The organism is Mesorhizobium sp. C120A (assembly GCF_030323105.1).
Taxonomy (GTDB): Bacteria; Pseudomonadota; Alphaproteobacteria; order Rhizobiales; family Rhizobiaceae; genus Mesorhizobium.
The window spans coordinates 1537501-1563238 of the sequence record NZ_CP100476.1 but is presented as its reverse complement, the minus strand read 5'-3'; the positions used below and the strand labels follow the sequence as shown (position 1 = coordinate 1563238).

General features: G+C 62.9%; 16 protein-coding genes, 1 tRNA gene and 2 rRNA genes (1 of these 19 cut by a window edge). 13 read left to right on the top strand and 6 right to left on the bottom strand.

Translation table 11 applies throughout. The features are described from left to right. Positions 1 to 158 precede the first annotated feature (158 nt). The 7 genes from NL532_RS07680 to NL532_RS07650 all read left to right on the top strand — a co-directional run bounded on the left by NL532_RS07680 (position 159) and on the right by NL532_RS07650 (position 6151). Entirely contained in the window at positions 159 to 950 is a 792-nt protein-coding gene (locus NL532_RS07680; protein WP_023830127.1) for an ABC transporter permease, read from the top strand. Next, a complete protein-coding gene (locus NL532_RS07675) occupies positions 947 to 2020 on the top strand; it encodes an ABC transporter ATP-binding protein (protein WP_023830128.1) in 1074 nt (357 codons plus the stop codon). The genes NL532_RS07680 and NL532_RS07675 overlap by 4 nt, the downstream gene beginning before the upstream one ends. 9 nt (positions 2021 to 2029) lie before the next feature. Continuing rightward, positions 2030 to 3304, top strand: coding sequence for a glycosyltransferase (locus NL532_RS07670; protein WP_023830129.1), 1275 nt, complete (start codon positions 2030 to 2032; stop codon positions 3302 to 3304). 237 nt (positions 3305 to 3541) lie between these two features. After that, positions 3542 to 3892 (top strand): cupin domain-containing protein, encoded by a 351-nt coding sequence (locus NL532_RS07665; protein WP_023754206.1) that lies wholly within the window; start codon positions 3542 to 3544, stop codon positions 3890 to 3892. After that, positions 3889 to 4254, top strand: coding sequence for a cupin domain-containing protein (locus tag NL532_RS07660; protein WP_245263512.1), 366 nt, complete (start codon positions 3889 to 3891; stop codon positions 4252 to 4254). The genes NL532_RS07665 and NL532_RS07660 overlap by 4 nt, the downstream gene beginning before the upstream one ends. Before the next feature lie 23 nt (positions 4255 to 4277). Then, positions 4278 to 4622 carry a cupin domain-containing protein gene (locus tag NL532_RS07655; RefSeq protein ID WP_023672951.1) on the top strand — a complete coding sequence of 115 codons (345 nt, stop codon included), beginning with the start codon at positions 4278 to 4280 and terminating at the stop codon, positions 4620 to 4622. 20 nt (positions 4623 to 4642) lie between these two features. Continuing rightward, positions 4643 to 6151: an aldehyde dehydrogenase family protein gene (locus NL532_RS07650; protein WP_023754205.1), complete on the top strand. Its 1509-nt coding sequence runs from the start codon at positions 4643 to 4645 to the stop codon at positions 6149 to 6151. Between the two features lie 55 nt (positions 6152 to 6206). On the opposite strand, the gene NL532_RS07645 is transcribed toward NL532_RS07650, so the two are convergent. Then, positions 6207 to 6755, bottom strand: coding sequence for an invasion associated locus B family protein (locus NL532_RS07645; RefSeq protein WP_023754204.1), 549 nt, complete (start codon positions 6753 to 6755; stop codon positions 6207 to 6209). Positions 6756 to 7100: 345 nt separating this feature from the next. On the opposite strand from NL532_RS07645, the gene NL532_RS07640 reads away from it, so the two are divergent. From NL532_RS07640 to NL532_RS07620, 5 genes are all read left to right on the top strand, one after another. Continuing rightward, on the top strand, positions 7101 to 19349 hold the full coding sequence (locus tag NL532_RS07640; protein WP_286488021.1) for an inverse autotransporter beta domain-containing protein: 12249 nt from the start codon (positions 7101 to 7103) through the stop codon (positions 19347 to 19349). Positions 19350 to 19467: 118 nt separating this feature from the next. After that, complete coding sequence (locus NL532_RS07635; protein WP_023830131.1) at positions 19468 to 19974, top strand: phage tail protein; 507 nt, start codon at positions 19468 to 19470, stop codon at positions 19972 to 19974. A gap of 12 nt (positions 19975 to 19986) precedes the next feature. After that, the gene (locus tag NL532_RS07630; RefSeq protein ID WP_023672956.1) at positions 19987 to 20508 is read left to right on the top strand and encodes a phage tail protein; all 522 of its coding nucleotides are present in this window, start codon (positions 19987 to 19989) and stop codon (positions 20506 to 20508) included. A 9-nt stretch (positions 20509 to 20517) separates the two neighbouring features. Further along, positions 20518 to 21045, top strand: coding sequence for a phage tail protein (locus NL532_RS07625; RefSeq protein WP_023672957.1), 528 nt, complete (start codon positions 20518 to 20520; stop codon positions 21043 to 21045). A gap of 10 nt (positions 21046 to 21055) precedes the next feature. Continuing rightward, positions 21056 to 21583: a GNAT family N-acetyltransferase gene (locus tag NL532_RS07620; protein WP_031203583.1), complete on the top strand. Its 528-nt coding sequence runs from the start codon at positions 21056 to 21058 to the stop codon at positions 21581 to 21583. Positions 21584 to 21598: 15 nt separating this feature from the next. Here the strand turns inward: NL532_RS07620 and NL532_RS07615 are convergent, their stop codons facing one another. Both NL532_RS07615 and NL532_RS07610 read right to left on the bottom strand, forming a co-directional pair. Then, positions 21599 to 22174: a 2OG-Fe(II) oxygenase gene (locus NL532_RS07615; RefSeq protein WP_023830132.1), complete on the bottom strand. Its 576-nt coding sequence runs from the start codon at positions 22172 to 22174 to the stop codon at positions 21599 to 21601. 72 nt (positions 22175 to 22246) lie between these two features. Beyond that, a complete protein-coding gene (locus NL532_RS07610; RefSeq protein ID WP_023672960.1) occupies positions 22247 to 22516 on the bottom strand; it encodes a DUF6916 family protein in 270 nt (89 codons plus the stop codon). Between the two features lie 238 nt (positions 22517 to 22754). On the opposite strand from NL532_RS07610, the gene NL532_RS07605 reads away from it, so the two are divergent. Further along, on the top strand, positions 22755 to 23549 hold the full coding sequence (locus tag NL532_RS07605; protein WP_023830133.1) for a SapC family protein: 795 nt from the start codon (positions 22755 to 22757) through the stop codon (positions 23547 to 23549). A gap of 322 nt (positions 23550 to 23871) precedes the next feature. On the opposite strand, the gene NL532_RS07600 is transcribed toward NL532_RS07605, so the two are convergent. The 3 genes from NL532_RS07600 to NL532_RS07590 form a co-directional block, all read right to left on the bottom strand. Next, positions 23872 to 23948 (bottom strand) — tRNA-Met (locus NL532_RS07600). A 351-nt stretch (positions 23949 to 24299) separates the two neighbouring features. Continuing rightward, positions 24300 to 24414 (bottom strand): 5S ribosomal RNA (gene rrf, locus NL532_RS07595). Between the two features lie 202 nt (positions 24415 to 24616). Then, a 23S ribosomal RNA gene (locus NL532_RS07590) occupies positions 24617 to 25738 on the bottom strand (it continues 1679 nt past the right edge of the window).

The window sequence follows — 25738 nt, the reverse complement described above, 5'->3', positions numbered from 1 at the left end:
TCCACGGGGAGAAGGTGCCCCGAAGGGGCGGATGAGGGGCGGCGTCAACCTTTGCGACGCTCAACGCTGCCCCCCGTCTGCCCGCCGGCATCTTCTCCCCGTGAACGGGAAGAAGGACTCTGGTCGTTCGCTTGCCTTCCAATTGTCGGAGGCCGGCGATGACCCATTCCTTCACCCGTACGATCGGCATGCGGACGATCCTCACCCTCGTCTTCGCCTTCCTCTACATCCCGATCGCCGTGCTGGTGGCGCTGTCCTTCAACGAAGGCGGATTGCCGACGGCATGGTCGGGCTTCTCGCTGAAATGGTACATTTCGCTAACTTCGAACAGCGCCATCCTGTCTGCAGCGCTCAACACGCTGATCGTGGCGCTGGTCTCGACCGCAATCGCCACATTGCTCGGCACGCTGCTGGCGATCGGCGTCGAGATGCGCCGGCAATATGGCAAAGGCCTCGAAGCCCTGATCTTCGCGCCGATGATCATCCCCGACATCGTGCTGGCGATTGCGCTTCTCTCGTTCTTTTCGATGCTCAACCTCACCATGGGCCTGCACACCATCATCCTCGCCCATGTCGTCTTCAACCTCGCCTTCGTCTGCTCGGTGGTGCGCGCAAGGCTAAAGAGTTTCGACTGGTCGATCGTCGAGGCCTCCGCCGACCTCGGCGCCTCGGCTCTGACCACCTTCCGGCGTGTGACATTGCCGGTCATCGCGCCGGCAGTGATTGCCGGCGCTCTGCTTGCCTTCACGCTCTCGGTCGACGAGTTCATCATCGCCTTCTTCACCGCCGGTGCCGGCCGCGCCTCGACGACGCTGCCTATGCAGATCTACGCCATGATCCGCTTCGGCATCACGCCGGAGATCAACGCGCTGGCGACCATCGTCATGGCGGTATCCATCACCGCGCTGACCCTGTCGCAGCGGCTCAACCGTGGGATCATCGGCCAATGAGCGAACCGCGCACGCTGCTGGCCATTGATAACGTGTCGAAGACGTTCGGCCGGGTCACCGCCGTCGACGGCATCTCGCTCGATATCCGCGAGAACGAGTTCTTCGCGCTGCTTGGACCCTCCGGCTGCGGCAAGACCACGCTGCTGCGCATGCTGGCGGGCTTCGAGACACCTACGGGCGGCCGCATACTGCTCGATGGCAAAGACATCGCCCGGACCCCGCCCAACAAGCGGCCGGTCAATCTGATGTTCCAGTCCTACGCGCTGTTCCCGCATATGAGCGTGCGCGCCAATGTCTCCTACGGGCTGGAGATGGAGCGCTTGCCGAAAGCTGAAATCCGTTCCCGCGTCGACGCCATTCTGGCCACCACCGAGCTTGTCCCCTTCGCCGACCGTAAGCCTGAGCAATTGTCGGGTGGCCAGAAGCAGCGCGTCGCGCTTGCCCGCGCGCTGGTCAAACGGCCTCGGTTGCTGCTGCTCGACGAACCGCTGGGCGCGCTGGACAAGAAACTGCGCGGCGCCATGCAGATGGAGCTGAAGCGCCTGCAGCACGAAGTCGGCATCACCTTCGTCATCGTCACCCACGACCAGGAAGAGTCACTCGTCATGGCCGACCGCATGGCGGTGCTCAAGGACGGCCAGCTGCTGCAATGCGACACGCCGCACGTGATCTACGAGCATCCCACCGACCGTTTCGTCGCCGACTTCATCGGCGTGATGAATTTCGTACCGGGCAAGATGTCTGCGGATGGCGTGATCGCCGCGAACGGCGCGCGCATCACCGGCAAGGTTCCCGCCAAGTTCACACCCGGCGCTTCCGCTGTCGCTTCGGTGCGACCCGAGCGCATCCGGCTGTTCCCGTCAGCCGAGACCGCCAACCGCATCGCCGGCACGGTTGAGGCGCTGGCCTATCACGGGCTCGACCTGCAGCTGCATGTCCGCACGCCTCTGTCGCCAAAACCATTTCTGGTGCGCGTCACCGCCGATGCCGCCGACCGCCGGCCGGTCTCGTCGGGCGATCAGGTCGAACTCGGCTGGGACGCCGCCGATGTCAGAATTTTTCAGGAATAGGAGAGCTTGATGGCGCAGAAGACGATCGCGTTTTTTCCCGAAGCGGCCTACGGCCCGGCGCTCAATTCGGTCGGCATCGCGCAAGCCGTCGAGGCGCGCGGCCATAAGGCAGTGTTCCTGTCCGACCCCGGCTTTGTCGATGTCTACAAGGGTTACGGCTTCGAAGCGCATCCGGTGAACCTGTCGGAGCCGATGCCGCCCGAGCAGATGGCGAAATTCTGGGAAGACTTCATCAACGGCCACATCCCGAACTTCCGCAAATCGCCCTACGATCAGGTCGACAATTACGTGAAGGATTGCTGGACCGCGATCGTCGACAGCGCCAAATGGGCGCAGAAGGATTTGCCGCGAGTCCTAGCCGCCATCAAGCCTGATGTCATTTGCGTCGACAATGTCATCCTGTTTCCGGCCATCAAACAGTTCGGCAAGCCTTGGGTGCGCGTCATCTCCTGCTCGGAAAACGAGATCGAGGATGAGGGCATCCCGCCGCATCTCTCCGGTTGCGGCGAGAACGACCATGTCGGCCACCAGCGCTATCGCGATCATTTCAATGCGGTGATCAAGCCCATCCACGACGACTTCAACGCCTTCCTCACCGCAAACAATGAAGCGCCATACCCGGTCGGTCAGTTCTTCGAGACCTCGCCCTATCTCAATCTGCTGCTCTATCCCGAAGCGGCAAAGTTTAAACGCCGCCATCCGCTTGATACGACGAAATTCCAGTATCTCGAAGGCTGCGTGCGGCAGGAAAAGCCATACGCCGTGCCGACCTTCGCCGAGAACAATGACGGGCCGCTGCTCTATGTCTCCTTCGGCAGCCTCGGCGCCGGCGATGTCGATTTGTTGAAGCGCATAATCGCAACACTGGGAAAGACCCGTTACCGCGCGCTGGTCAATGTCGGCGGCTACAAGGACCTGTACACGGATGTGCCGGACAACGTCATCGTCGAGAGCTGGTTTCCGCAGCCTTCAGTCATCCCGCAGGTCGATGCCGTAATCCACCATGGCGGCAACAACTCGTTCACAGAGTGCCTCTATTTCGGCAAGCCGGCCATCATCATGCCCTATGTCTGGGACGGCCACGACAACGCCACCCGCGTCCAGGAAACCGGCCACGGCTTCGGCATGCCGCGCTACGACTGGAGCGACGCCCAGCTGATCAGCAGGATCGAAGCCTGCCTGACTGACCCCAAGATGAAGATCAGGCTGGCGAAGACCTCGGCGCAGATGCAGGCCCAGAACGGGCCTGAGAAGGCAGCCGGGCTGCTGGAGGCGCTGCTGTGAGTGCGATGTTTAAGATGCCGAGCCCTGGCACCCCCCTCTGGCCTGCCGGCCATCTCCCCCTCAAGGGGGGAGATCGGCTGTCACCAATGCTTTCCCCAATCGCAGAGCTCACAAGAAATGCGCCGTCATCGAAGCTGCCGATCTCCCCCCTGGAGGGGAGATGTCCGGCAGGACAGAGGGGGGCCTTGTAGAGCGGCAACGCACCGCGGCTGAGCATCATGACCGTGGAGCGCGCCCATGACCTCCTCCGCGCCGCACCTCCACCAGGCCTCCACCCGCACCGATCTCGTCGACTGGGGTGCCCAGCCGGATGCGTTAGATGGCGCTTCACACTCGACCGGCAGGCTGGTGCACAAGGGGCCCAACAACCAGCCGGAATCCGGCATCTGGGTGTGCACGCCCGGCCGCTGGCGGCTCTCGATTCCGCGCGACGAATTGTGCCATTTCGTCGCCGGCCGCGCGACGTACCGGTCAGATGCCGGGGAGGTGGTAGAAGTCGCAGCCGGGACCGTGGTCATGTTCCCTGCCGGCTGGACAGGCGAATGCACCGTGCATGAGACCATGCGCAACGTCTACATGCTGGCTTGAACAGCAACGGAGCTTCCCAATATGCCGACACCGCACTGGCCAAAGGCCTCGACCGTGAAACTGGAGGACTGGGGCGGGGGCAGCAACACGCTTGCCGGCTCGCCGCGCGCCTCGGCAGGATCCTCTCGCAGAACCCGGACGGCTCAAGCGAATGCGGCCTGTGGTCGTGCACGCCAGGCAGCCGCAAGGTTACCTTTGCCGCCGACGAGTTCTGCCATTTCCTGTCGGGCCGCGGGACCTATGTCCGCGAGAATGGCGAAGAGATCCCGGTCGAGGCCGGCATGCTGGTGTTCTTCCCCGCCGGCTGGGCCGGCACCTCCACCATCACGCAAACACTGACCAAGGCCTTCATGTGCCGCTGAGCACTTTTTTAAAGGAAATCGCCATGACCACGCCCATCATGCAATCCCCGCTTGCCATCACCGACCTCGTCGACTGGGGCGTCATCCCGACCATGATCGAGGGCGTGTCCCACACCTCGGGCAAGCTGCTCTACAAGGGGCCGGAGGGCCGTTCGGAATGCGGCCTGTGGGTCTGCACCCCCGGCAAATGGCACTGCCATGTCACCCGCGACGAGTTCTGCCACTTCCTCGAGGGCCGCTGCACCTATGTGCACGAATCGGGCGAGGTCATCCAGATCGAGCCGGACACGGCGGCGTTCTTTCCTCAGAATTGGAAAGGCGTCTGCACCGTCCATGAGACCATCAAGAAGGTCTACATGATCCGCTGAGCGGACCTGAAAGGACGACCATGCAATTCTCCGCTGACCGGCCGGCTTTCTTCGTCAATCCGGACTACCGGCCGATGACCGGCACGGCAAAACCGGTGATCGATCCGGCGACGCTGGAGACCGTCGGCTCGATCGCCGCGGCCAGCGACGGCGAGATCGACGCCGTGCTCACCGCCGCAACCACGGCACAAGCCGCCTGGAAGCAGCTCGATGCCAAGAGCCGGGCAAAGCATCTGCATGCGGTCGCCAACGCCATCGAGGCGGCGGACTTCACGCGCTGCGCCGAGCTGATGGTGCGCGAGATGGGCAAGCCTTATCCCGAAGCGATCGGCGAGATCGCCAATTGCGCGCCGATCTTCCGCTACTATGCCGAGATGGCGCGCGACGACGCCGGCAAGATCGCCGGTACGACGCAGGCCGGGTCGTTCCAGTATGCGCGCTACGAGCCGTATGGCGTCTCCGTGCACATCATGCCTTACAACTTCCCGATCCTGCTGATGTGCTGGACCGTTGCGGCCTCGCTTGCCGCCGGCAATGGCTGCATCATCAAGCCGGCCGAAGCCACGACGCTGTCGACACTCGATTACATGACCGTGTTCCGCTCGCTGCCCGAAGGGCTGGTCTCCTGCCTGCCCGGCACGGCCGCCACCGCGCAGGCGCTGATCGCCTCCGAGCGCACCCACGCTGTCGCCTTCACCGGCTCGGTCGCCGCCGGCAAAGCCGTGGCAGTCGCCTGCGCCGAGCGCATGAAGCCTTGCGTCATCGAAGCCGGCGGCAGCGATCCGCTGATCATCAGCGAGCACGCGCCGCTCGACGTGGCGGCAGCCGGCAGCGTCACCGCCGCCTTCCACCTGACCGGCCAGGTCTGCACCTCGGCCGAACGCTTCTTTGTCGTCGACTCGGTTCACGATCGCTTCGTCGAGCTGTTCGCCGAGAAGACGCGGGCGCTGCGCATCGGCAATGGCATGGACAAGACCGAGATCGGCCCGCTGGTCAGCGAAGCCGCCCGGGCGAAAGTGATGCGGCTGGTCGATGATGCTGTCAGCAACGGCGCTATAGCCGTTGCCGGCGGGCGCATTCCGCCGGCGCACAACACTGGCTGGTTCTACGAGCCAACGATCCTGACCGGCGTCACCCCCGATATGGCGATCGTGCGCGAAGAGTGTTTCGGACCGGTCGCCGCCATCTGCCGCGTCAAGGATTTCGACGAGGCGATCCGGCTTGCCAATGACAGCCCGTTCGGCCTCGGCGCCTCGGTGTTCACCACCGACCTCGCCGAGGCGCATGAGGCGGCCGAGCGGCTCGAGGCCGGCATGGTCTGGGTCAACAACCCGCTGATCGACAATGACGCCTTGCCCTTCGGCGGCTGGAAGGCATCAGGCCTTGGCCGCGAGCTGGGACGCCAGGGACTCGACGCCTTCCGACGCTCCAAGATGGTCATCATCGACCACAGACCGGCGATCCAGGACTGGTGGTATCCTTACCCCGACAGCTGGTTCCGCGAGACAGGCGGCCGCAAGCACGTGTGAGTCCGGCCAGTCCAAAACGTAAGCTGATGCTTACGCATCTGCCGAGATAGGCCGGCTATTTCAACGCTTGAAGCTTGTCGATCGCGGCAGTGAATCCGGCAAGCGAGACCGGAATGGTCACCGGCTTGCGCGTCACCGACTCCATGCCGATGTTCAGGTTGGTTCCCGATTTCATCGCCTTGACGAGGTCCGCCGACAAAGGGGTCGCGGCATAGGCGCCGTTCTGGTCGCTGGTCTGGATGGCAATGGTCGTCTTCTGCCCCTGGTCGATCTGGTACGAGGCGCCGGAAGGCAGGAACAGCCCGTGCGGCAAGGCCAGCAGCATGGCGAGGCTGCCATTGCCGTTGTCGCGGCGAACCGTAACGGTAAGAACGCGCTGCCCCGTCTTGGCCTCGGTAAGGTTTTGGGAGACCTGGCATTGAAGCTCGATGCCGGCCGATCCGCTGGCGCAGTTTAGCGCCCACGGATTGCCTTCTGCAGGCTTGGTCTCGGCAGATGTGGTTGACTTCGGCTCTTCGGCAAGCGCCGACCCTGCCGTCACGACCAGCCATAGCGCGCCGACCCAGGCGGCCCGGCCACAAACGGTTCTCAGCAATGAAGCCATCCGATCCTCGTCGTGTCAGGGTTTCGCCGAGCGCGTTGATACAACAGCCGAGCCTGGCGGGGAAGCCAATACGGTACATGAGCTCGGGCTAAATTACTGTTGCTGAATTGTCACAATAAACAACTTTGAAATCTTGTACGTGTAAAGCAAACAATCATGCTCGCTATACACTGGGATTCGGATAGTATTAGCGACGGAGCGTGTACTCGTCGGGGTTCGCAAGGGATGGAGACGACCGAGAAAACTCGGCAGATCAATGACATGGCGACGCGCGGAAGAAGCTTCCGGGCGAATAGCAAGTATCGCCGGTCAGGTTTTTCCAGGCATCTCTGGAAGACGACTGCGTTGTCCACTCTGGCACTTGCCCTTTCCGGCATAGCCGCCCATGCCGGCGACACCGGACTGTGGCAGCCGCAGATCCGCGCCATCATCGGCGCCAACAACAATGGCGGCAACACGGCGATCGAGGGTTTCCTGCCGCTGAAGCAGAACCTCGAATCCGTTCTCTTTCTCGATGTGCGCTCGAAATACGATTTCGACGACGGCTTCGGCCAGGACGTCGGCCTCGGCGTTCGCCGCATCGTGAATCCGGATCTGATGATCGGCGGCTACGCCTATCTCAACATCCAGAACCACGACAGTCACCAGTTCGTCGCCTCGACGCTCGGCCTCGAGGCCATCACCTCAAAATACGATGCGCACGTAAACGTCTATCTGCCGATCAGCGGCGACCGCAGCACGGCCGGGCAAGAGTCGAGCCTGTCGCTGGTCGGTCATCAGCTGATCGAGCAGATATCGGCCATCGCCCACCGCGATTACGCGGCCTGGGGCATCGAGGGCGAGGTCGGCGTTCAGGTGCCGCTCAACCTGCCCGAGAACCATTCACTGCGTTTCGATGTCGGCGCCTACCATTTCGGCGATCCCGACGGCGACGACGGCAGCATCACCGGCGCCAAGGCCGGCCTGGAATATTCGATCGGCGACGTCATCGGCAAAGGCACGTCGCTGACCTTCACCGGCGAGGTGCGCAACGACAACCGCGATGACACCCAGTTCGCCGGCAGCATCCGGCTGACGGTGCCGCTCAACGCTTTCGACAAGGGCTCGTCTTCGGCCGATGACGGCGCCGAGCCGGTCTATCCGGTCAGCCCCGGCCTGCGCAAACGCGTCAACGAGCGCGTACGCGGCGACATCGGCGTTCGCATCGAGAGCCAGGACAAAGTTACCGGCACGTCGACGCGGGTGGCGATCAATGCCGCCACCAACACGGCATTCGGCCAGTTCTTCTTTGCCGATGGTGACAACGACGCGCTCGGCCTCGGCACGATCGGCGACCCGACAACGCTCGACAATGCAGTCGCCGGCGCCGGCGCTAACGGCGTCGTCGTCGCGCTGGGCGGCAAGGGCAACATTACGACAGCCGGCGTGACGCTCGCCAACGGACAGACCGTTATCGGCGGTGGCGGCGGTGTCCAGGCGCGGCTCGCCGACGGCAGCATCGGCACCTACAATTTCGGCGGCTCCAACGGCACCATCCAGGGCACTAACCCCGCCAACAACGTCCTGACGCTCGCCAATGGCAACACGCTGAGCGGTATCACCATCACCGGCGGCAAGGACGGCATCTTCGGCAACAACATCGCCGGCGCCACGCTGACCAACGTCACGGTCACCGGCACCGGCGGCCACGGCGCCGACTTCACCGGTACATCGACCGGCGTCAATGGCTCGAACTTCACCGCGACCGGCAACGGCCTCGACGGACTGCACATCGAAGGCGACGGCACCTATAACTTCACCGGCACGACGCTGCTGCAGGGCAATGGCGACGACGGCCTGGATATAACCGGCCACGGCACCTACACTTTCGCCACCCTCAACTCGCTCGACAACAACGATGCCGGCATTACCGTGAAGGGCACCGGGGTCGCCGGCTCGATCACCATCACCGGTGGCCAGGTGTCGGGCAACAAGGCACTCGGCGACGACGGCGTCGGTGTCTTCATCGATCCGATCACCGCCCATATCGTGCTGGATTCGATCACCCAGACCGGCGGCGCATCGGGCGTCGTGCTCGAGAATCTTTCGGGCAGCTTCACCGTCAACGGCGCGACGACGATCTCGAACACGACCGGACCGGCCATCGCGATCACGGATTCGCCGGCCGCGATCCGCTTCGGCGACATCAACATCACCGATCCCGGCACCGACGGCATGGTGTTTGCGGGCGTCAACACATCGATAATTGCCGGCAACATCGTCATTGCTGGCCTCGGCTCCGGCGTCGGCCTCGATTTCTCCGGCAGCCAGACGAATTTCACCGCGCAGTCGCTCAACATCACTGGCACAGGCGCCGCCGGCTCGATCGGCATCGATCTGTCTTCCCCGAGCGCGGGCGGGGCAACGATCGTCATCACCGATGGCGGCGCGATCGCCAATGTCGACACCGGCGTGCGCTTCGGCATTTCCGGCTCGCCGGCCAATTCGGCCAATGCCCAATTCAGTTTCGGCGACGGCTCGATTGCCGGCATCACCGCCTCCCTCGACGCGCGGGGGCTCAACCAGACGCTCGGGCTCTATGCTTTCGGCTCGACGACCTTCAGCGGCCCGCAGCTGTTCGACCAGCAGAATGTGATTTTCGTCGGCGGCATCGGATCATTGGGTGACGGCTCTTCCACGTCTAGTCTGCTTGCGATTAACCAGGCTGACCTTATCACCAACGGCACCGCGATCTTCGTGCTGGTCAATGACGGGACGCCCATCGACGCCTCTGGCGGCTTCTCGCTGAGTGCCGGACAGACACTGGCTTCGTTCGGCAACGGGCGTACTTTCTCGCTCGGCGGCATTCCCGTCAACGTCACCGGTGACAACGTCCAGCATGACCAGGTCGTCTCGGATCCTGGCGGCGCAGCCACGCTGACCGATACCGGCACCGGTGACGCCGTGACGCTGGCCAACAACACGTCGCTGCTGGACTTCAACATCGCCGGTGTGGCGAACGGCAATGGCGTGCATGGCAGCGGCGTCAGCAATATCACGATGTCGGGGCTGAATGTTTCAGGCGCCAGCCTGAATGGCGTGCTGTTCGATAGCAGCAACAGCGTCACCGGCAACAATCTGAACTCAAGCGACAACACCGGCCACGGCCTGCTGGTCGACAATGGCAACGGAAGCTACAATTTCACCGGCACGACGATACTCTCGAACAATGCCGGCTACGGCCTGTTCGTCATCGGCGGCGGAACCTACGGATTCGAGACGCTCGATGCCAAGGACAATGGCGGCGTAGGCGTCGATGTCACGTCGACGGGCGGCGGAAGCCTGACCATAACTGGCGGCACGGTTTCGGGCAACGGCCTCATGGCTGTCTCTGTCGGGACTTTCGGGCTTATCAACCCTATCGGGCTCGATGTCACGCTGGACACGGTGAGCCAAGCCGGCGGACAGACTGGAATCGGCCTGTTCAACGTCGGCGGAAATTTCTCCGTTACGGGCACGACGACGACCTCCAACACCCTTTTCGACGGCATTTTCATCACAAGCAGCTCCGCCACGGTTGATTTCGGCGGCGCGGTCACCATCACCCAGCCATCGCGCGACGGCATCTCGATCAGCAACAGTTCCGGCGCCACCACGTTCGGCACGGTGACGATCAACCAGGCCGGCCGGAACGGCATCCTCCTCAATGGCAATTCCGGCGCGATAACGTTCGGCGACGCCAGCATCGGCCAGCCGACCCAGAGCGGCATCGACGTCCAGGGTGCCAACGGCACGATCGCCTTCGCCAACATCGACATCACCGGCCTGCCGACCGGCAAGACCGGGCTGGACCTGTCGGGCAGCCAGTCGACCTTCACTGCCACCTCGCTCGACATCACCGGCGTCGGCAGTTCGACCGGCATCGACCTTTCCGGCACCACCGGCGGCTCGGTGACGATCGGCACCGGCGTCATCTCCGCGGGCACCGGCGTCCAGATGGGCACGCATGGCGCGGCAGGCACCAGCGCCAACACGACCTTCTCCTTCGGCGCCGTCAGCGGCGGCACGATCACCGGCACGACCGCCTCGCTCGACATGCGCGGCCTGCTGGCGGGCGACGGCACCTATGCCTTCAACGCCACCCATCTGGTCGGCCCGCAGCTGTTCAACACCGCCAACGTCATCTTCGTCGGCGCAGCAAACACCGGGACCGGCTCCGGCGCGAGCGTTGGCGACCTTATCAACGCCGACGCCGCCGACGGTCTGACAACCGACGCCAACACCATCTTCGTCCTTGTCAACAGCGGCGCTGGAACCATCAACACCGATGCCGACGGCTTCACGCTTGCCGACGGCCAGCAGATCGTCTCCTTCGCCAACGGCAACACCGTCGCTCTCGGCGGGCCGCCGGCCAACGTCACCGGCGCCGAGGTGGTTACTTCGGGCACCCAGGTCGATCCGTTCGGCAATGGCGCCGCCACTCTCAACAACTCGGCCGGCAGCACCATCGATCTCGCCAACGGCAACCGCGTCGCCGACCTCAGCGTCAGCAATGCGGGTTCGGGCTCGGCGATCAACGGATCGAATGTAAACGCGGCCACCATCACCGGGGTGACGATCAGCAGCGCCGTAACCGGCATCGACCTGACCGGCGCAACGGGTGCGATCAACATCAGCAACACGACGATGGGCGGCGTCAGCGGCACCGGCCTGCTGGCCAGCAACTTCGGCGGCACCGGCACCTTCAACAATTTGGACATCACCGGCGCCGGTATCGGCGTCAGCGTCACGGGCGGTTCCACGGGCACGCTGACCTTCGACAATGCGAGTTCGATCGCCGGCACGACGGGCACGGCGCTCAGCATTCTTGGAGCAACGCCTAACCTCACCTACAACGGCACCATCAATCAGACGAGTGCCGCGAGCGCGGTCATGATCAGCGGCATGACCGGCGGCTCGGCCACCTTCGCCGGCCAAATCACCGCCAGCACCGGCACGGCCAACGCCATCGACCTGACCGGCAATGCCGGCGGCACGATCAATTTCACCGGCGGGCTCGACCTCACCACCGATGGCGGCCTTGCCTTCAGCGCCATCAATGGCGGCACGCTCACCGTCACCGGCACCAACACGACCGCATCTGGGCTCGGCCCTGTCGAAAACGGCATCCATCTCGGTGGCGCCGGCGGTTTGACCATCGGCGCAGGCGGCGTCATTTTCGACAGCGTCACCGTCGACGGCTCAGGCGGCGCCGTGCAGACCGGCATCCTCATCGAAAACACCAGCGGCGGCAGCGTCACCTTCGGCGCTGTCGACATCAATCGCGTCAATGGCGATGCCATCCGCCTCACCAACGTGGCCAACGCCGTTACCTTCAATGGCACGACGACGATCGACACGGTTGTTGGCGGTGGCCCCGGCTTCGTGGTGCAAGGCAGCGCCGCGACGGTCAATGTCAACAATCTGGTGACGACGCTGGTTTCGGGCGACGACGTCAGCCTGACCAACAACACCGGCACGATCAACATCGGCGGCACCATCTCCGGTTCCGGCACCGGCAACGGCGTCGTGGTTTTTGGCGGCAGCGCCGCGATCACGGTCTCGGCCAACATCTCCAGCTCGGCAACAGCACCAGGCACGGCGGTCAAGATCGACGGCACCATCGGCGGCTCGGCCCAGTTCAGCGGCAGCGTCACGTCGACCGGCACCGGAAATCTGTTCGCCATCGGCTCGACATTGCCCCCGGCAGGCGGTGCATTCAGCTTCACCGGCCCGACCCTGTCGGCGAGCGGTGGCGGCGGCGCGGTGGTCGGTGGCCTGATCGGCACCGCAACGTTGAATGTTACCACCCCGCTATCGATCACCAATGCCTTGGGCACCGGCCTGTCCGTCTCCGGTGTCGCGAGCACCGCATCGGCAACCTTCGGGGCGGTGACCGTGACGGGCGCCGGCGGCGTCGGCATCAACATTGTCGGCAATGCCGGCCCGGTGACCTTCGGCACGACCCAGGTCACGCTGGGCACCACGAGCGGCACTGCCGGCATCAACTTCGCCGGCACCAACAACGATGTCAGCTTCGGCACGACCACCATCGACGATGTCGGCGCCAACCAGACCGGCATCGACTTCAGCGGCTCCTCGACGACGGCCGATTTCGGCCTGACGACGATCACCGGCCTGGGCGACCTGACCTCGCGCGGCATCGACCTGTCGTCGACCACCGGCAACAAGGTCATCACCTTCCTGCAGGGCTCGAAGATCGACAATGTCGGCATCGGCGTCGAATTGTCGTCCGGCCAGACCACGGCGACCTCCGCCAATGCCAACTTCACCTTCGGCGACGGCGATTCGACCGACGGGCTGGAATCCTTCATCATCGCCGCCGCCGGCGGCTTCACCGTCAACACGGTCGGTCTCGATCCGACGCTCGGCAACTACGATTTCGACGACGTGTTCTTCACCGGCAGCGCCAACCTCGCCACCGCGCCCGGTTCGATCACGCTGGTCTCGCAGTCGGGCGGCTTCATCGCCGCCGGCACGACCGGCAATCTCAGCATGGGCGTCAACACCATTTCGCTCGCCGCCGCCGATGCGCTGACCGGCACGCAGAACTTCGCCTTCGTCGGCACGATCAATCTCGGCGCCACCGCCTTCACGCTCGATTCCGGCCAGACGATCACCGGCTTCGGCAACAGCAATGTGGTTTCGACCGGCACGATCCAGCCGGCCAACGTCCAGGGCAATCTCGGCGCCACCGGCGGCAACATCACCGGCGATGAGGCCGTGGTCAGCGGGACGGCCAACCTGATGCAATTGCTCGGCGACAACGCCGTGCGCCACACCGCTTTCGACTTCAGCAGCGCGACCGGTGCCGCCTTCCTCATCGATCAGAGCGCGGTCGGCTTCAGCAATGCCAGCGGCATCACCATCGAAGGCGTGACGATCAGCAACGTCGCCGCTGGTCAGACGGCCATCCAGGTCGCCGGCCTCAACGGCAATCTGTCGATCATCAACAACAACATCAACGTTGCCGGCACGCTGCTCGACGTCAACGGCGGCACCGGCACCATTTCGGTGTCGCGCGGCATCCTGCCCAACAGCGCCACTCCGGGAACGCTGACCGGTGGCGGCATCAATATCGCCAACCGCACCGGCGGCGCGGTGACCTTCACCGACCAGGTAACGATCACCGGCGGCAACGGCGTTTCGATTTCGGGCGGCAGCGCGGCAGCTGCGGTCAACTTCAATGGCGGCCTCGACATCACGACATCGTTGGCCACCGGCCTCAGCCTTTCGGGACTGAATGGCCTCACCGTCGCCAATGCCGGTTCGACGACGATCAACGCCACGGGCCAGACCGCGCTGTCGCTGCAAGGCACACTTGGCGCCGGCGGCGTCAATTTCGACAGCATCACCTCGAGCGGCGCCACCAGCGGCATCATCCTCAACGGCGTCACCGGGGCGGTGAATGTCTCCGGCGCAACCAGCATCACCGGCACCGGCAGCTTCGGCATCGACGTCACCGGCGCCAACACCGGCACGTTCACCTTCAACACGGTGACGGTGAACAACGTCGCGACGACCGGCGGCGGCATCAACTGGGTCAGCGGCAACCTCAACATCGCCGGCCTCGCCAACATCGACACGAGCAGCGGCGTCGGCTTCTCGCAAAGCGCCGGCACGGTGAACTTCCTCAACGGCCTGACCATCGATACCACCAGCGGCACCGGCATTGTCGGGACCGGTGGCGTTATGGGCATCACCGCTTCCGCTGCAGCCCAGACGGTAAATTCGACCAGCGGCCAGGCGATCAACCTCATCAACGTCGCCGCCAGCATTGCGCTCGACTCGACCTCGTCGGGCGGCGGCACCAACAATGTTGGCCTGGCCAATGTCACCGGAACAGTCAGCCTCGGATCCGGCGCATTGAGCGGCGCTTCGGGCGTCGCATTCCTGGTCAATGGCGGCGCTGCGACCGTCAGCTATGGCGGCTCCGTCACCAAGACCACCGCCGGCAAGATCGTCGACATCTCCGGCGTCACCGGCGGTTCGGTCACACTGTCCGGCGCGCTCAGCGCCACCGGCGGTTTCGACAATGGTATCTATGTCCACGGCAACTCCGGCGGGACCATCACTCTCAGCGGTGGCACGAAGACGCTGACCACTGGCGCCAATACGGCGGTCGACTTGACGACCAACACCGGCGCGACGATCAACTTCGATACGGGTGGCCTGGTGATTACCACCACCTCCGGCACGGGCTTCAACGCCAGCGGCGGTGGCACGGTCAGCGTCGGCGCGCTCCTCAGCGACAACAGCATCACCACGACGGCCGGCGGCACCGCGTTGAACCTCAATGGCGTTACGATTGGCGCTGCGGGCATGAATTTCGACAGTGTTTCGGCCACTGCCGCCGCAACCGGCATCTCGCTGACCAATATCGCCTCGTCGGGCGGCGGGGCCATCATTCTCGGCACGGTCAACCTGCAAGGCATGACCACGCGTGGTGTCGATGTTTCCGGCACGCTTGGCGCGGCGCTGTCCTTCAACGATCTCGACATCGGCCTGAACAGCACCACGGGCGTGGCCTTCGACCTCAACGGTGCCACCATCAATGCGGCGGTGACGGCCAATGACTTCGATGTCACCAATGCCGCCGCCGCCGGCACCTCGATCGCCGTCGACCTGCGCGGCGCCATCGGCGGCCAGACGGTGCGCCTCGGTGATGCCGTGGTCGGCGGCGCCAGTTCGAGCATAGCCGGGGTTAACACCGGCGTGTTCCTCAACAGCGCCACCAACCTCGCTTTCACCTATGGCGACGGCGAATCGGCGACCGACCAGCTCTCGACCATCGGCGCCAATGTAGGCATCGACGCCTCCAGTGCGCCGGTTGCCGGCACCTACAACTTCCAGGACGTGAACTTCCAGTCGACCCCGGGCTTGGGCTTCGGTGTCGGCAAGGTCTATTTCGTCGGCGCTTCCGCGACCGGCGACGGCAGCGGCCGCGACCAGAACAATCTCGCGACGCTGACCACCGCCGAAGCGGCAGCAGTGTCGACGGACATTCTCGTCCTCGTCAACGATGGCGGCGTCATCACCGCGGCAGGCAGCAATGGCAACGATACGCTGGCGCTCGCCATCGGCGAGCAGGTGCGCGGCTTCGGCAACGGCAACATCAACCTGGCGCTGACGGTGCCCTCCCCCATCCAGCTGGCCAGCAACAGCATCTCGATCATCGACCAGACGCCCAATGGCGCCGCGACGCTGACGACGAGCGCCGGCAACAATGTCATTACGCTCGGCGCCAGCGGCAACATCATCGACGGCTTCATCCTCGATGGCAGCCCGGCGGGTGCCGCGCGTGGCGTCAAGGACAATGGCGCGGGTGCTGCGAATACCGTCATCAGCAACATGACTATCCGCAATTTTGCCACGCAGGGTATCGAGATCACGCCGTCGAACAGCACGAAGATCAACAACGTTGCTTTCTCCGGCAACGCCAGCGATGTGTGGCTGAACGCGTCCAACAGCACCATCACCAACGTCACCAGCACCGGCGCCACCGGCATTGCTTTCAAACTCGACAACACCGCCGGCACGACGACGCTGACCAACGTCAACATCACCACCGCAGCGACCGGCACCGGCATCGCCTTCGGCGGCGCGTCGGGCGCTGGCGGCACGATTGCCGGTACCAATGTCGATATATCGGGCGGCAGCGGCCTTTCGGTGACCGGCGGCAACGCGGTGATCAGCTTCGACGGCGCCAGCTCCATCATCAGCACGTCGGGCGCGGCGGCCACGATCTCGACCCGCGCTGGCGGCAGCTTCACCTTCGCCGGCTCGGTGATCGCCAACGGCGCTGCGAGCGGCATCAGCATTTCCGGCGCGACGGCGGCCAATACGGTGAGCTTCACCGGTACGGTCGATCTCGGCACCACGACGCCGATGACCGGCACCGCAGTCGCAATCAACAACGGCGCCACGGCCTCGACCGTCAGCTTCGCAAACCTCGACATCGTCACAAACGGCACCACCGGATTCAGCGCCATCAATGGCGGCACGGTCAATGTGACGACCGGCACGGTGAGCTCCACTTCCGCGCAGGCGGTCAACCTCAACGGCATCGCCACCACCGGCATCAATTTCACCTCGACCAATTCGACCGGCGGCACCAACAACGTGTCGCTGACCAATGTCACCGGCGCCGGCACTGTCAGCCTCGGCTCCGGTGCGCTCGGCGGCGCGACCGGCGCGGCCTTCCTGGTCACCGGCGGCTCGGCCAATGTCAGCTATGCCGGCTCGGTCACCAAGACCACGGCCGGAAACGTCGTCAGCATCTCCACCCGCACCGCCGGCACCACGACATTGTCGGGCACTCTCAGCGCCACCGGCGGCGTGGCCAACGGGATCCTCGTCAACGCCAACACCGGCGGCACGATCAACTTCTCCGGCGCCAGCAAGATACTGACCACCGGAGCCAACAATGCCGTCGACCTGACGGCGAACACCAACACCGCGGTCAACTTCACCGGCGGCGGCCTAGCCATCACCACCACCTCCGGCACCGGCTTCAACGCCACGAGCAACGGTACTGGCACCGTGACCGTTATCGGCTCGGGCAACACGATTTCGACCGGCAGCGGCGTCGCGGTCAACCTTGACAGCGTTGCTATCGCGGCGGGCGGCGTGACCTTCGCTTCCACAAACAAAGGCGCCGGCGGCACCAGCGCCGTCATCCTCGATTCCGTCACCGGTTCGGGAGCGATCGACCTCGGCACCGGCGCGCTGGTGGGCGGAACAAGCGCCGTGATCCGTATCGGCGATGGCCTAGGCACCGCCAACAGCGGCGGCACGGCGGCGTTCACCTATGCCGGCGCGATCACCAGCGGCAGCACCGGCCAGGCGGTCAACATCCAGGATCGCGCCCTGACCGCCGGCAACATCACCCTGTCGGGCAACATCACGCATAATGCGGCGGGCCAGATCGGCATCCTGCTGGACGACAATGTCGCCGGCATCATCACCTTCTCCGGCGCGTCGAAATCGATCACCTCGACCACGGCGGCTGGCGTCAGCCTGAGCGACAATGCCGGCGCGACGATCAACTTCACCAATGGCGGGCTGGTCATCGCCACGACCAGCGGCGCCGGTTTCAGCGCCACCGGCCCCGGTCCGGCAGCCACCACCGGCGGCACGATGACGGTGCAGGGCACCGGCAACACCATCGTGTCCGGCACGGGCACGGCCCTTAATGTCGCCAACACGACGATCGGCGCCGGCGACGTGACGTTCAGGAGCATTGCGTCCAATGGTGCAGCCAACGGCATCGTGCTCAACAACACCGGCACCAGCGGCAATCTGGTGGTGACCGGCACCGGCGCGACGGGGGGCAGCGGCGGCACGATCCAGAACTCGACCGGCGATGGCGTCAGCCTGACCGACACTCAGGATGTCAGCCTGAGCAACATGATTATCAGCGACAATGCGGGCAACGGCATAAAGGGCCTGCGGGTCAACGGCGTGGTGCTCAACGGTCTGACCCTGAACAGCAATGCCGATGCCAACACCGAGTCCGGAATCCTGTTCAACGAACTTACCGGCAACGCCTCGCACGTCACCACGTTCACCAACCTCACGGTCTCCAACTCATTCACCCATAACGTGCAGGTCATCAATTCCGGCGGCACGTTGGCGAACCTGGTGGTGAGCGGCGGCACGTTCTCGAACAACGGCGCCTCGAACAATGCCGGCAGCGACTTCATCTTCGAGGCGGACGGCGCCGGTGTCGCCGGCGCGCCGACGATGACGCTGACCGTCGACGGCGCAACCTTCACCGGCAACAACGCCTATCCCGGACCGGGAGTCATCCCTGGAACCGGTCTGTTCGTCATTGCCAATGACGGCACCGTCAACGCTCACATCGGCGAGACCACGGGAAATCTATTCAACAATCTGAACAACGGCATCAACCTCACCCAGAGCAGCAATTCCGGCGCCGGCACGGGCGGCAATCTGAATTTCACCGTCCGGAACAACACCGTCACCAACAGCGACTCGACGGCCATCAACGTGTTCAGCAGCGGCGACCTCGCACGGACGCTTGACGGCACAATCGCCAACAACGTCATCGGTACGCAAGGCGTAGCAACCTCGGGATCGCGAACCGGCAACGGCATCAGGGTTGGGCATGAAAGCCTCGGCGTCGCCAAGGTGCTGATCGACAACAACATTATCCAGAGCATCGGCGTCAACGGCATAAGCGGTGGCGACAGCGTCTCGATCACGCAGCTCGTGCAGCCGGGCACCGTGCACGCGGCGGTCACCAACAACACCATTCGCGACAATGCCGACAGCCGCGGCATCACGGTCACCGCCACATTTGCCGGCGCTATCATCAATGCCGACGTTCATGCCAACACCATCACCAACGTCAACAACGCCAATGCCATCCGCTTCCTCGCGGACGGCCTCGGCGGCGCCGACGGCACGATCAACGTACCGCAGGCGAGCGAGGCCGGTATCGAAACCGTCAATGGCGGGGCAACGGCACTGACGGACACCCGGACGTTCTTCAACCAGCCGCTGCCACTGCTGCCTGCCGCGACACCGTAGTCAGCAACCTTGGATTTCGTCCTAGGAAATATATTTTATGAATTTGATATCGACTTGTTGTCTTACTTAGGCATAATACAAGAATTCAGACAGTAAGCGGCCAACGGAGGGAACGGGGATGAGTGAGCCTTATTTAGGTGAAGTCAAGATCATTTCCTGGAACTATGCACCGCGCGGCTGGGCATTTTGTAACGGCCAGTTGTTGCCGCTTAACCAGAACCAGCCATTGTTCTCACTTCTTGGCACCAGGTACGGCGGCAACGGCAAGACAAATTTTGCCCTTCCGGATATGAGGGGACGTGCGCCGGTTCATACGGGCGGCCCTATTGGTGCAATTGTCGGCGGCCAGGGCGGCGAAGAGTTTCACACGCTCACGCTCGGCGAAATGCCGACACACAACCATTTCGTCAACGCATCGAACACTGCCGGCAACGTCAACAATCCATCCGGCGCGCTGTTGGGGGCGAACGCCAGCCCGATCTATCAGCCGCCTGGCAGCGCGGTGGCTATGGCGAAGGAAAACATCACTTTCGTCGGTGGCGGCCAGCCGCATGAGAACAGATCGCCCTATCTCGTCTTGAATTTCATCATTGCCCTGCAAGGCATATTCCCGTCGCGAAATTAAGAGGACGCTTCGATGAGCCAACCTTTTGTCGGCGAGATCAGGATGTTCGGTGGCAATTTCCCTCCGAATGGCTGGGCGTTCTGCCAAGGCCAGTTGATGCCGATCTCCGAGAACGAAACCTTGTTCAATCTGATCGGTACGACCTATGGCGGCGACGGGGAGGAAACATTCGCCCTGCCCAACCTCGCATCCCGCATCCCCGTCCATGCTGGCAAGGGCCCGCTGGTCAGCCAGACCTATATCATCGGAGAACTGGGCGGGGTCGAATCCGTCACTGTTTCAACCCAACAAATGCCGAACCATTCCCATACCTGGACCGGTTCGTCGAATATCGCCAAGAATCCGGGTCCGTCCGGCGGTGTCCTGGCGACATCGAGCCTGCTGACGCCCTATGTGGGTATCGCACCTGATGGCAACATGGCCGCCGGAGCCATTTCGCCGGCCGGCGGCAGCCAGCCTCACGACAATATGGTGCCGTTCCTCGCCGTCAGTTTCATCATCTCGCTATTTGGCATCTTCCCCCAGCAAAGCTAGAGACTTGCCATGACCAATCCGTTCGTCGCCGAAATTCGAATTTTTGCCGGAGATTTCGCCCCGACGGGGTGGGCGACCTGCGATGGCCAGCTCCTGCCAATCTCGCAGAATACGGCGCTGTTTTCGCTGCTGGGCACAGTTTACGGCGGCGACGGCAAGTCGACCTTCGCGTTGCCGAATATGGCTGGCTCCGCGCCCATGGGGCAAGGACAGGGCAATGGCTTGTCGGAGCGGTTTCTCGGCGAGACGGGTGGCGAAACGTCCATCACCCTTCTGCAAACGGAAATGCCGCAACATAATCATTTTGTCGCGATATCCACCGAGAGTGGCGCCCAGGGAACTCTTACCGATGCGGTTGTTCTGGGGAAATCGGGGGGCGGAACGCTGTATCAGAACAACACTTCGCAAAATCTGGTCCAGATGGACCCCCAGGCACTGAGCATGACGGGCAGTACGTTGCCTCACAACAACCTGCCTCCCTATCTGGCGATGACGTTCATCATTGCCATGCAAGGCGTTTATCCGGCGCGTCCGTAAGCGCCACTCCATGATCCAGCTTCCGATTGTGGACAACGGGCCTGTTATATTTTGCTGGGTGCGCGCGGCGCGGATTGATCTGACGTTCCGCCCGATGGCGGACACCGATCTGCCGTTCCTGTCGGCGCTCTACGCCTCGACCCGCGCCGAAGAACTTGCCGTCACGCCGTGGAGCGACGCGCAGAAAACGGCGTTCCTCGACATGCAGTTTCAAGCGCAGCACGCGCATTACCAGAAATACTATCCCAACGCCGACTGGCTGGTGATCGAGCAGGCAAGGCAAGATATCGGTCGCCTGTATATCGAGCGCTCGGCGAGCGAGCATTGCATCATAGATATCGCCTTCCTGCCGGCGCATCGCGGCAAGGGGTCTGGCGGTGCGTTGCTCGCCGATCTCATCGATGAGGCCGCCGCCGTCGGCAAGTCGGTCTCGATCCATGTCGAGAAGAACAATCCAGCGCGGCGGCTCTACAAGCGCCTCGGCTTCACCGTTGCCGAGGACAAGGGCGTCTACGACCTGATGATCCGTTCGCCGTAAGGGCCGTGCCGGTCGTCACGTGCCGCGATACCAGGAGACGATGGTGAAACGTTCGTTGCACGTGACCGGGGTGACTTCATGCGTCGTTTCCGAGCGAAAGGCGACGAGAGAGCCCGGCAATGCCGGCATGGCAATGCGCAGGTCCGGGCCGCTGTAAGGCCCATGCAGGACCAGCGAGCCGCCTGCATAGGTTTCTGGCGAAGGGTTGTCCGATTGGCGGTTGAGAAAGATCACCACCGAGATCTTTCGGAACCGCGACTCGTCGTGAATGAGCGGCTTGCCATCCTGGTGCGGCACAAAGAAATCGCCTTGCCGATGGTGAAGGAACTGAGGTTTCTCGACCTGGCCGAGCAGCAGCCCGAAATGCCGCTCCAGAGCCGCCTTCTGCTGCGCCAACAGGGCACTCACCCGCTCTTCAGTGGCCTGCGAAACCTCGGCGCGCACGGTCTTGCGGATCTCCGGCCATGCCATCTTCTGGTCGGCACGCCCCAGCAGGCCGGCCGGACGGCCCAAGGCCGCCCGAATTTCCGCGCACAGTGCGCTACACGCCGCTCCGTCAAATACGTCCGCACTCTCGATATAGTCGATCATATGTCGAGCCGCCGCGCTGCCAAATCGCCCTGATGGCCGGAGCGTCCCCGTGGCCGATCCGGTCGAAAAAAATCAGTTGAATACCGCCTCGTAAAGCCGCCCTGCCTCATCGGCAGCGATCGGCACGATGAAGATCTCATGGGCGCCGCTTTTGCCGTTGAACCGATAGATAGCCTGCGGCAGCGCCGCGTCGCGCGGCCCCCTGAACAGCAGCGTGAAGCCACCGCCGTCGCGCGGGCTGTTGGCAATGGGCTGCACCGCGCTCAGTTCCATCGTGAGCGTCTGACCGCCGGCTTCGACGGAAAAGCTCTGCCCCTGCTCGAAATCCGAAAGCGATGCCATGCGCCTGCCCTGGTTCGTCTGTCTTTCAGACGGCTCTCTTGAGATGTCTATCCCGTCAGCCAATCTCGCGGCTTCATGGCGTGCTGTCTATAGAGCTCGATCTCCAGAAGTACAAAAGAGCACGATCAAACAAACAGATAGATTTATCTTGGCCACGTAGGGTGAAGCAGCCGTCAACGCGTTGCGCACCGGCAGCCACTGGCCTAAACCGGAATGGTATAAGAGGAGAACACTAGGGATGACTGACGCGAAAACAGACACGGCCCCGGCCGGAAGCACCGCGACCAACACGCTGCCGCTGTTCTACAAAAAACCCGAGGCGCTCAATCCGCTGCGGCACGGCTCACTCGGCCTTACGGCGCGGGCCGATTTCTCCTTTGCCCGCACCGCGCACGCCATCCCCGTCGTCGCATCGGAAATGCCGGCGGCGATGCGCTCCTATCCGATCGTTTTCATTGGCGACGCCAAGGCGCCTGTCATCATCACCGGTCTGCGCCAGGACCAGAACCTGTTCGTAGGCGCCGACGGCAAATGGGCGGAGCCGCATTACATTCCCGCCTATGTCCGCCGTTACCCCTTCATCCTCGCCGATGAATCGAAAACGACCGGCCGCCTGACGTTGTGCATCGACCGTGCCAGCGAACGCGTCGTCGAGCAGATGCCTTCGTCCAAGGACAGCGACGAGATCGCGCCCTTCTTCGACGGCAACAAGCCGGCCGAGGCCTCGAAGCAGGCGCTCGCCTTCTGCAGCCAGTTCCAGACCGACTTCAATGCGACTCGCGCCATGATCGACAAGATCGACGCGCACGGCCTGCTCGCGCCGCGGCAGAGCAAGGTGACGCTGGAGGGCGGCGAGACCCTCAACCTCACCGACTTTCAGGTGATCGACGAGCCGGCCTTCAACAAATTGAGCGACGAGGCGTTTCTCGATCTCAGGAAATCCGGCGCGCTTGCGCTGCTCTATTGCCATCTCGCCTCGAGCAACAGCTGGACCTCGCTGGTCTTCCAGGCGTCATTGCGGCGAGCTGGCTGACGCGGCCCGCGACGAAAAGCTTCGGCAAGGCGCGGGTTGTTTAAATCAACGGTTCGCGCCTTCGTACGACGATCTCTCCGCCGCTTGAATCATGCTGTTGTCGTGCAGATCGCTTGCCATGACGGGCTGGCGAACTCCCAATGCTCGACGTGTAGCTCTCGCCGAAATGCGCCGAGGCGGCATCACCCCCCGGTTCGCGGACCTGTCAATAAAGTCGAGCACGCCAGCCTTGCTGCCCTCCTCGATCGTTGAATATCCGGTCGCGGCCATCGATCACGGTCCGAACGCAAAAAGCCCGCGTGAAGCGGGCTGTTTTTGATGTTGGTTGCGGGGACAGGATTTGAACCTGTGACCTTCAGGTTATGAGCCTGACGAGCTACCGGGCTGCTCCACCCCGCGTCACCTCCAGGGCAAGCTCTTGCTTGCTCCGGACTCTCCAGGGCAAGCTCTTGCTTGCTCCGGACTCTCCAGGGCAAGCTCTTGCTTGCTCCGGACTCTCCAGGGCAAGCTCTTGCTTGCTCCGGACTCTCCAGGGCAAGCTCTTGCCTGCTCCGGATCTGAAGCAAGCGTTTGCTTGCTTATCTGGACGTAAGCCTGGGCCTATGAACAGGATGGCTTACAGATAGGTATATGGCTGACCAAATGAAAGGGCCGCTTGCGCGGCCCGTGATCCCTTGGCGGGCCTTTTCGTAGAGAGAAGATTTCAGTTTCATCCGGTTTGCGGATGAGAGTTCAACGTGCGTTTTGCAGACCTGGCAGCGACCTACTCTCCCGCGTCTTGAGACGAAGTACCATCAGCGCTGGAGCGTTTCACGGCCGAGTTCGGAATGGGATCGGGTGCAGCCGCTCCGCCATAACCACCAGGTCGGCAAAACGCACGTTATATCGAGAAGCTGTTTTTTCGTGCCAAGGCGACGTTTGTGTTTTGCTTTCGGGCGTAAGCCCGCAAGCGCGACTGCGCGTCGCCGGTTTTCCGGCGCCCTCGCGGAGCATAGGCCCTGTAAGGGCCGCTCATGCGTGAGCGCTGGTCAGATCATCGTGTTTCACGATGAGCATAAGGAATGAGAACGATCAAGCCGATCGAACTATTAGTACCGGTAAGCTTCAAGCGTTGCCGCTCTTCCACACCCGGCCTATCAACGTGGTCGTCTTCCACGGTTCTCAGGGAATACTCGTTTTAAGGTGGGTTTCCCGCTTAGATGCCTTCAGCGGTTATCCCGTCCGGATATAGCTACCCTGCTATGCGGCTGGCGCCACAACAGGTCCACCAGAGATCCGTCCATCCCGGTCCTCTCGTACTAGGGACAGATCCTTTCAATATTCCTACACCCACGGCAGATAGGGACCGAACTGTCTCACGACGTTCTGAACCCAACTCACGTACCGCTTTAAATGGCGAACAGCCATACCCTTGGGACCTGCTCCAGCCCCAGGATGCGATGAGTCGACATCGAGGTGCCAAACAACCCCGTCGATATGGACTCTTGGGGGTCATCAGCCTGTTATCCCCGGCGTACCTTTTATCCGTTGAGCGATGGCCCTTCCACGCGGGACCACCGGATCACTATGACCGACTTTCGTCTCTGCTCGACTTGTCAGTCTCGCAGTCAGGCAGGCTTATGCCATTGCACTCAGCGAACGATTTCCGACCGTTCTGAGCCCACCATCGCGCGCCTCCGTTACTCTTTAGGAGGCGACCGCCCCAGTCAAACTACCCACCATACATTGTCCCGGACCCGGATAACGGGCCGCGGTTAGACATCCATAGTAATAAGGGTGGTATTTCAAGGGTGGCTCCACCTGAGCTGGCGCCCAGGTTTCAAAGCCTACCACCTATCCTACACATGCCACTACGAATGCCAATGTAAAGCTATAGTAAAGGTGCACGGGGTCTTTCCGTCTAACCGCAGGAACCCCGCATCTTCACGGGGAATTCAATTTCACTGAGTCTATGCTGGAGACAGCGGGGAAGTCGTTACGCCATTCGTGCAGGTCGGAACTTACCCGACAAGGAATTTCGCTACCTTAGGACCGTTATAGTTACGGCCGCCGTTTACTGGGGCTTCGATTCAGAGCTTGCACCCCTCCTCTTAACCTTCCAGCACCGGGCAGGCGTCAGACCCTATACGTCGTCTTGCGACTTCGCAGAGCCCTGTGTTTTTGATAAACAGTCGCTACCCCCTGGTCTG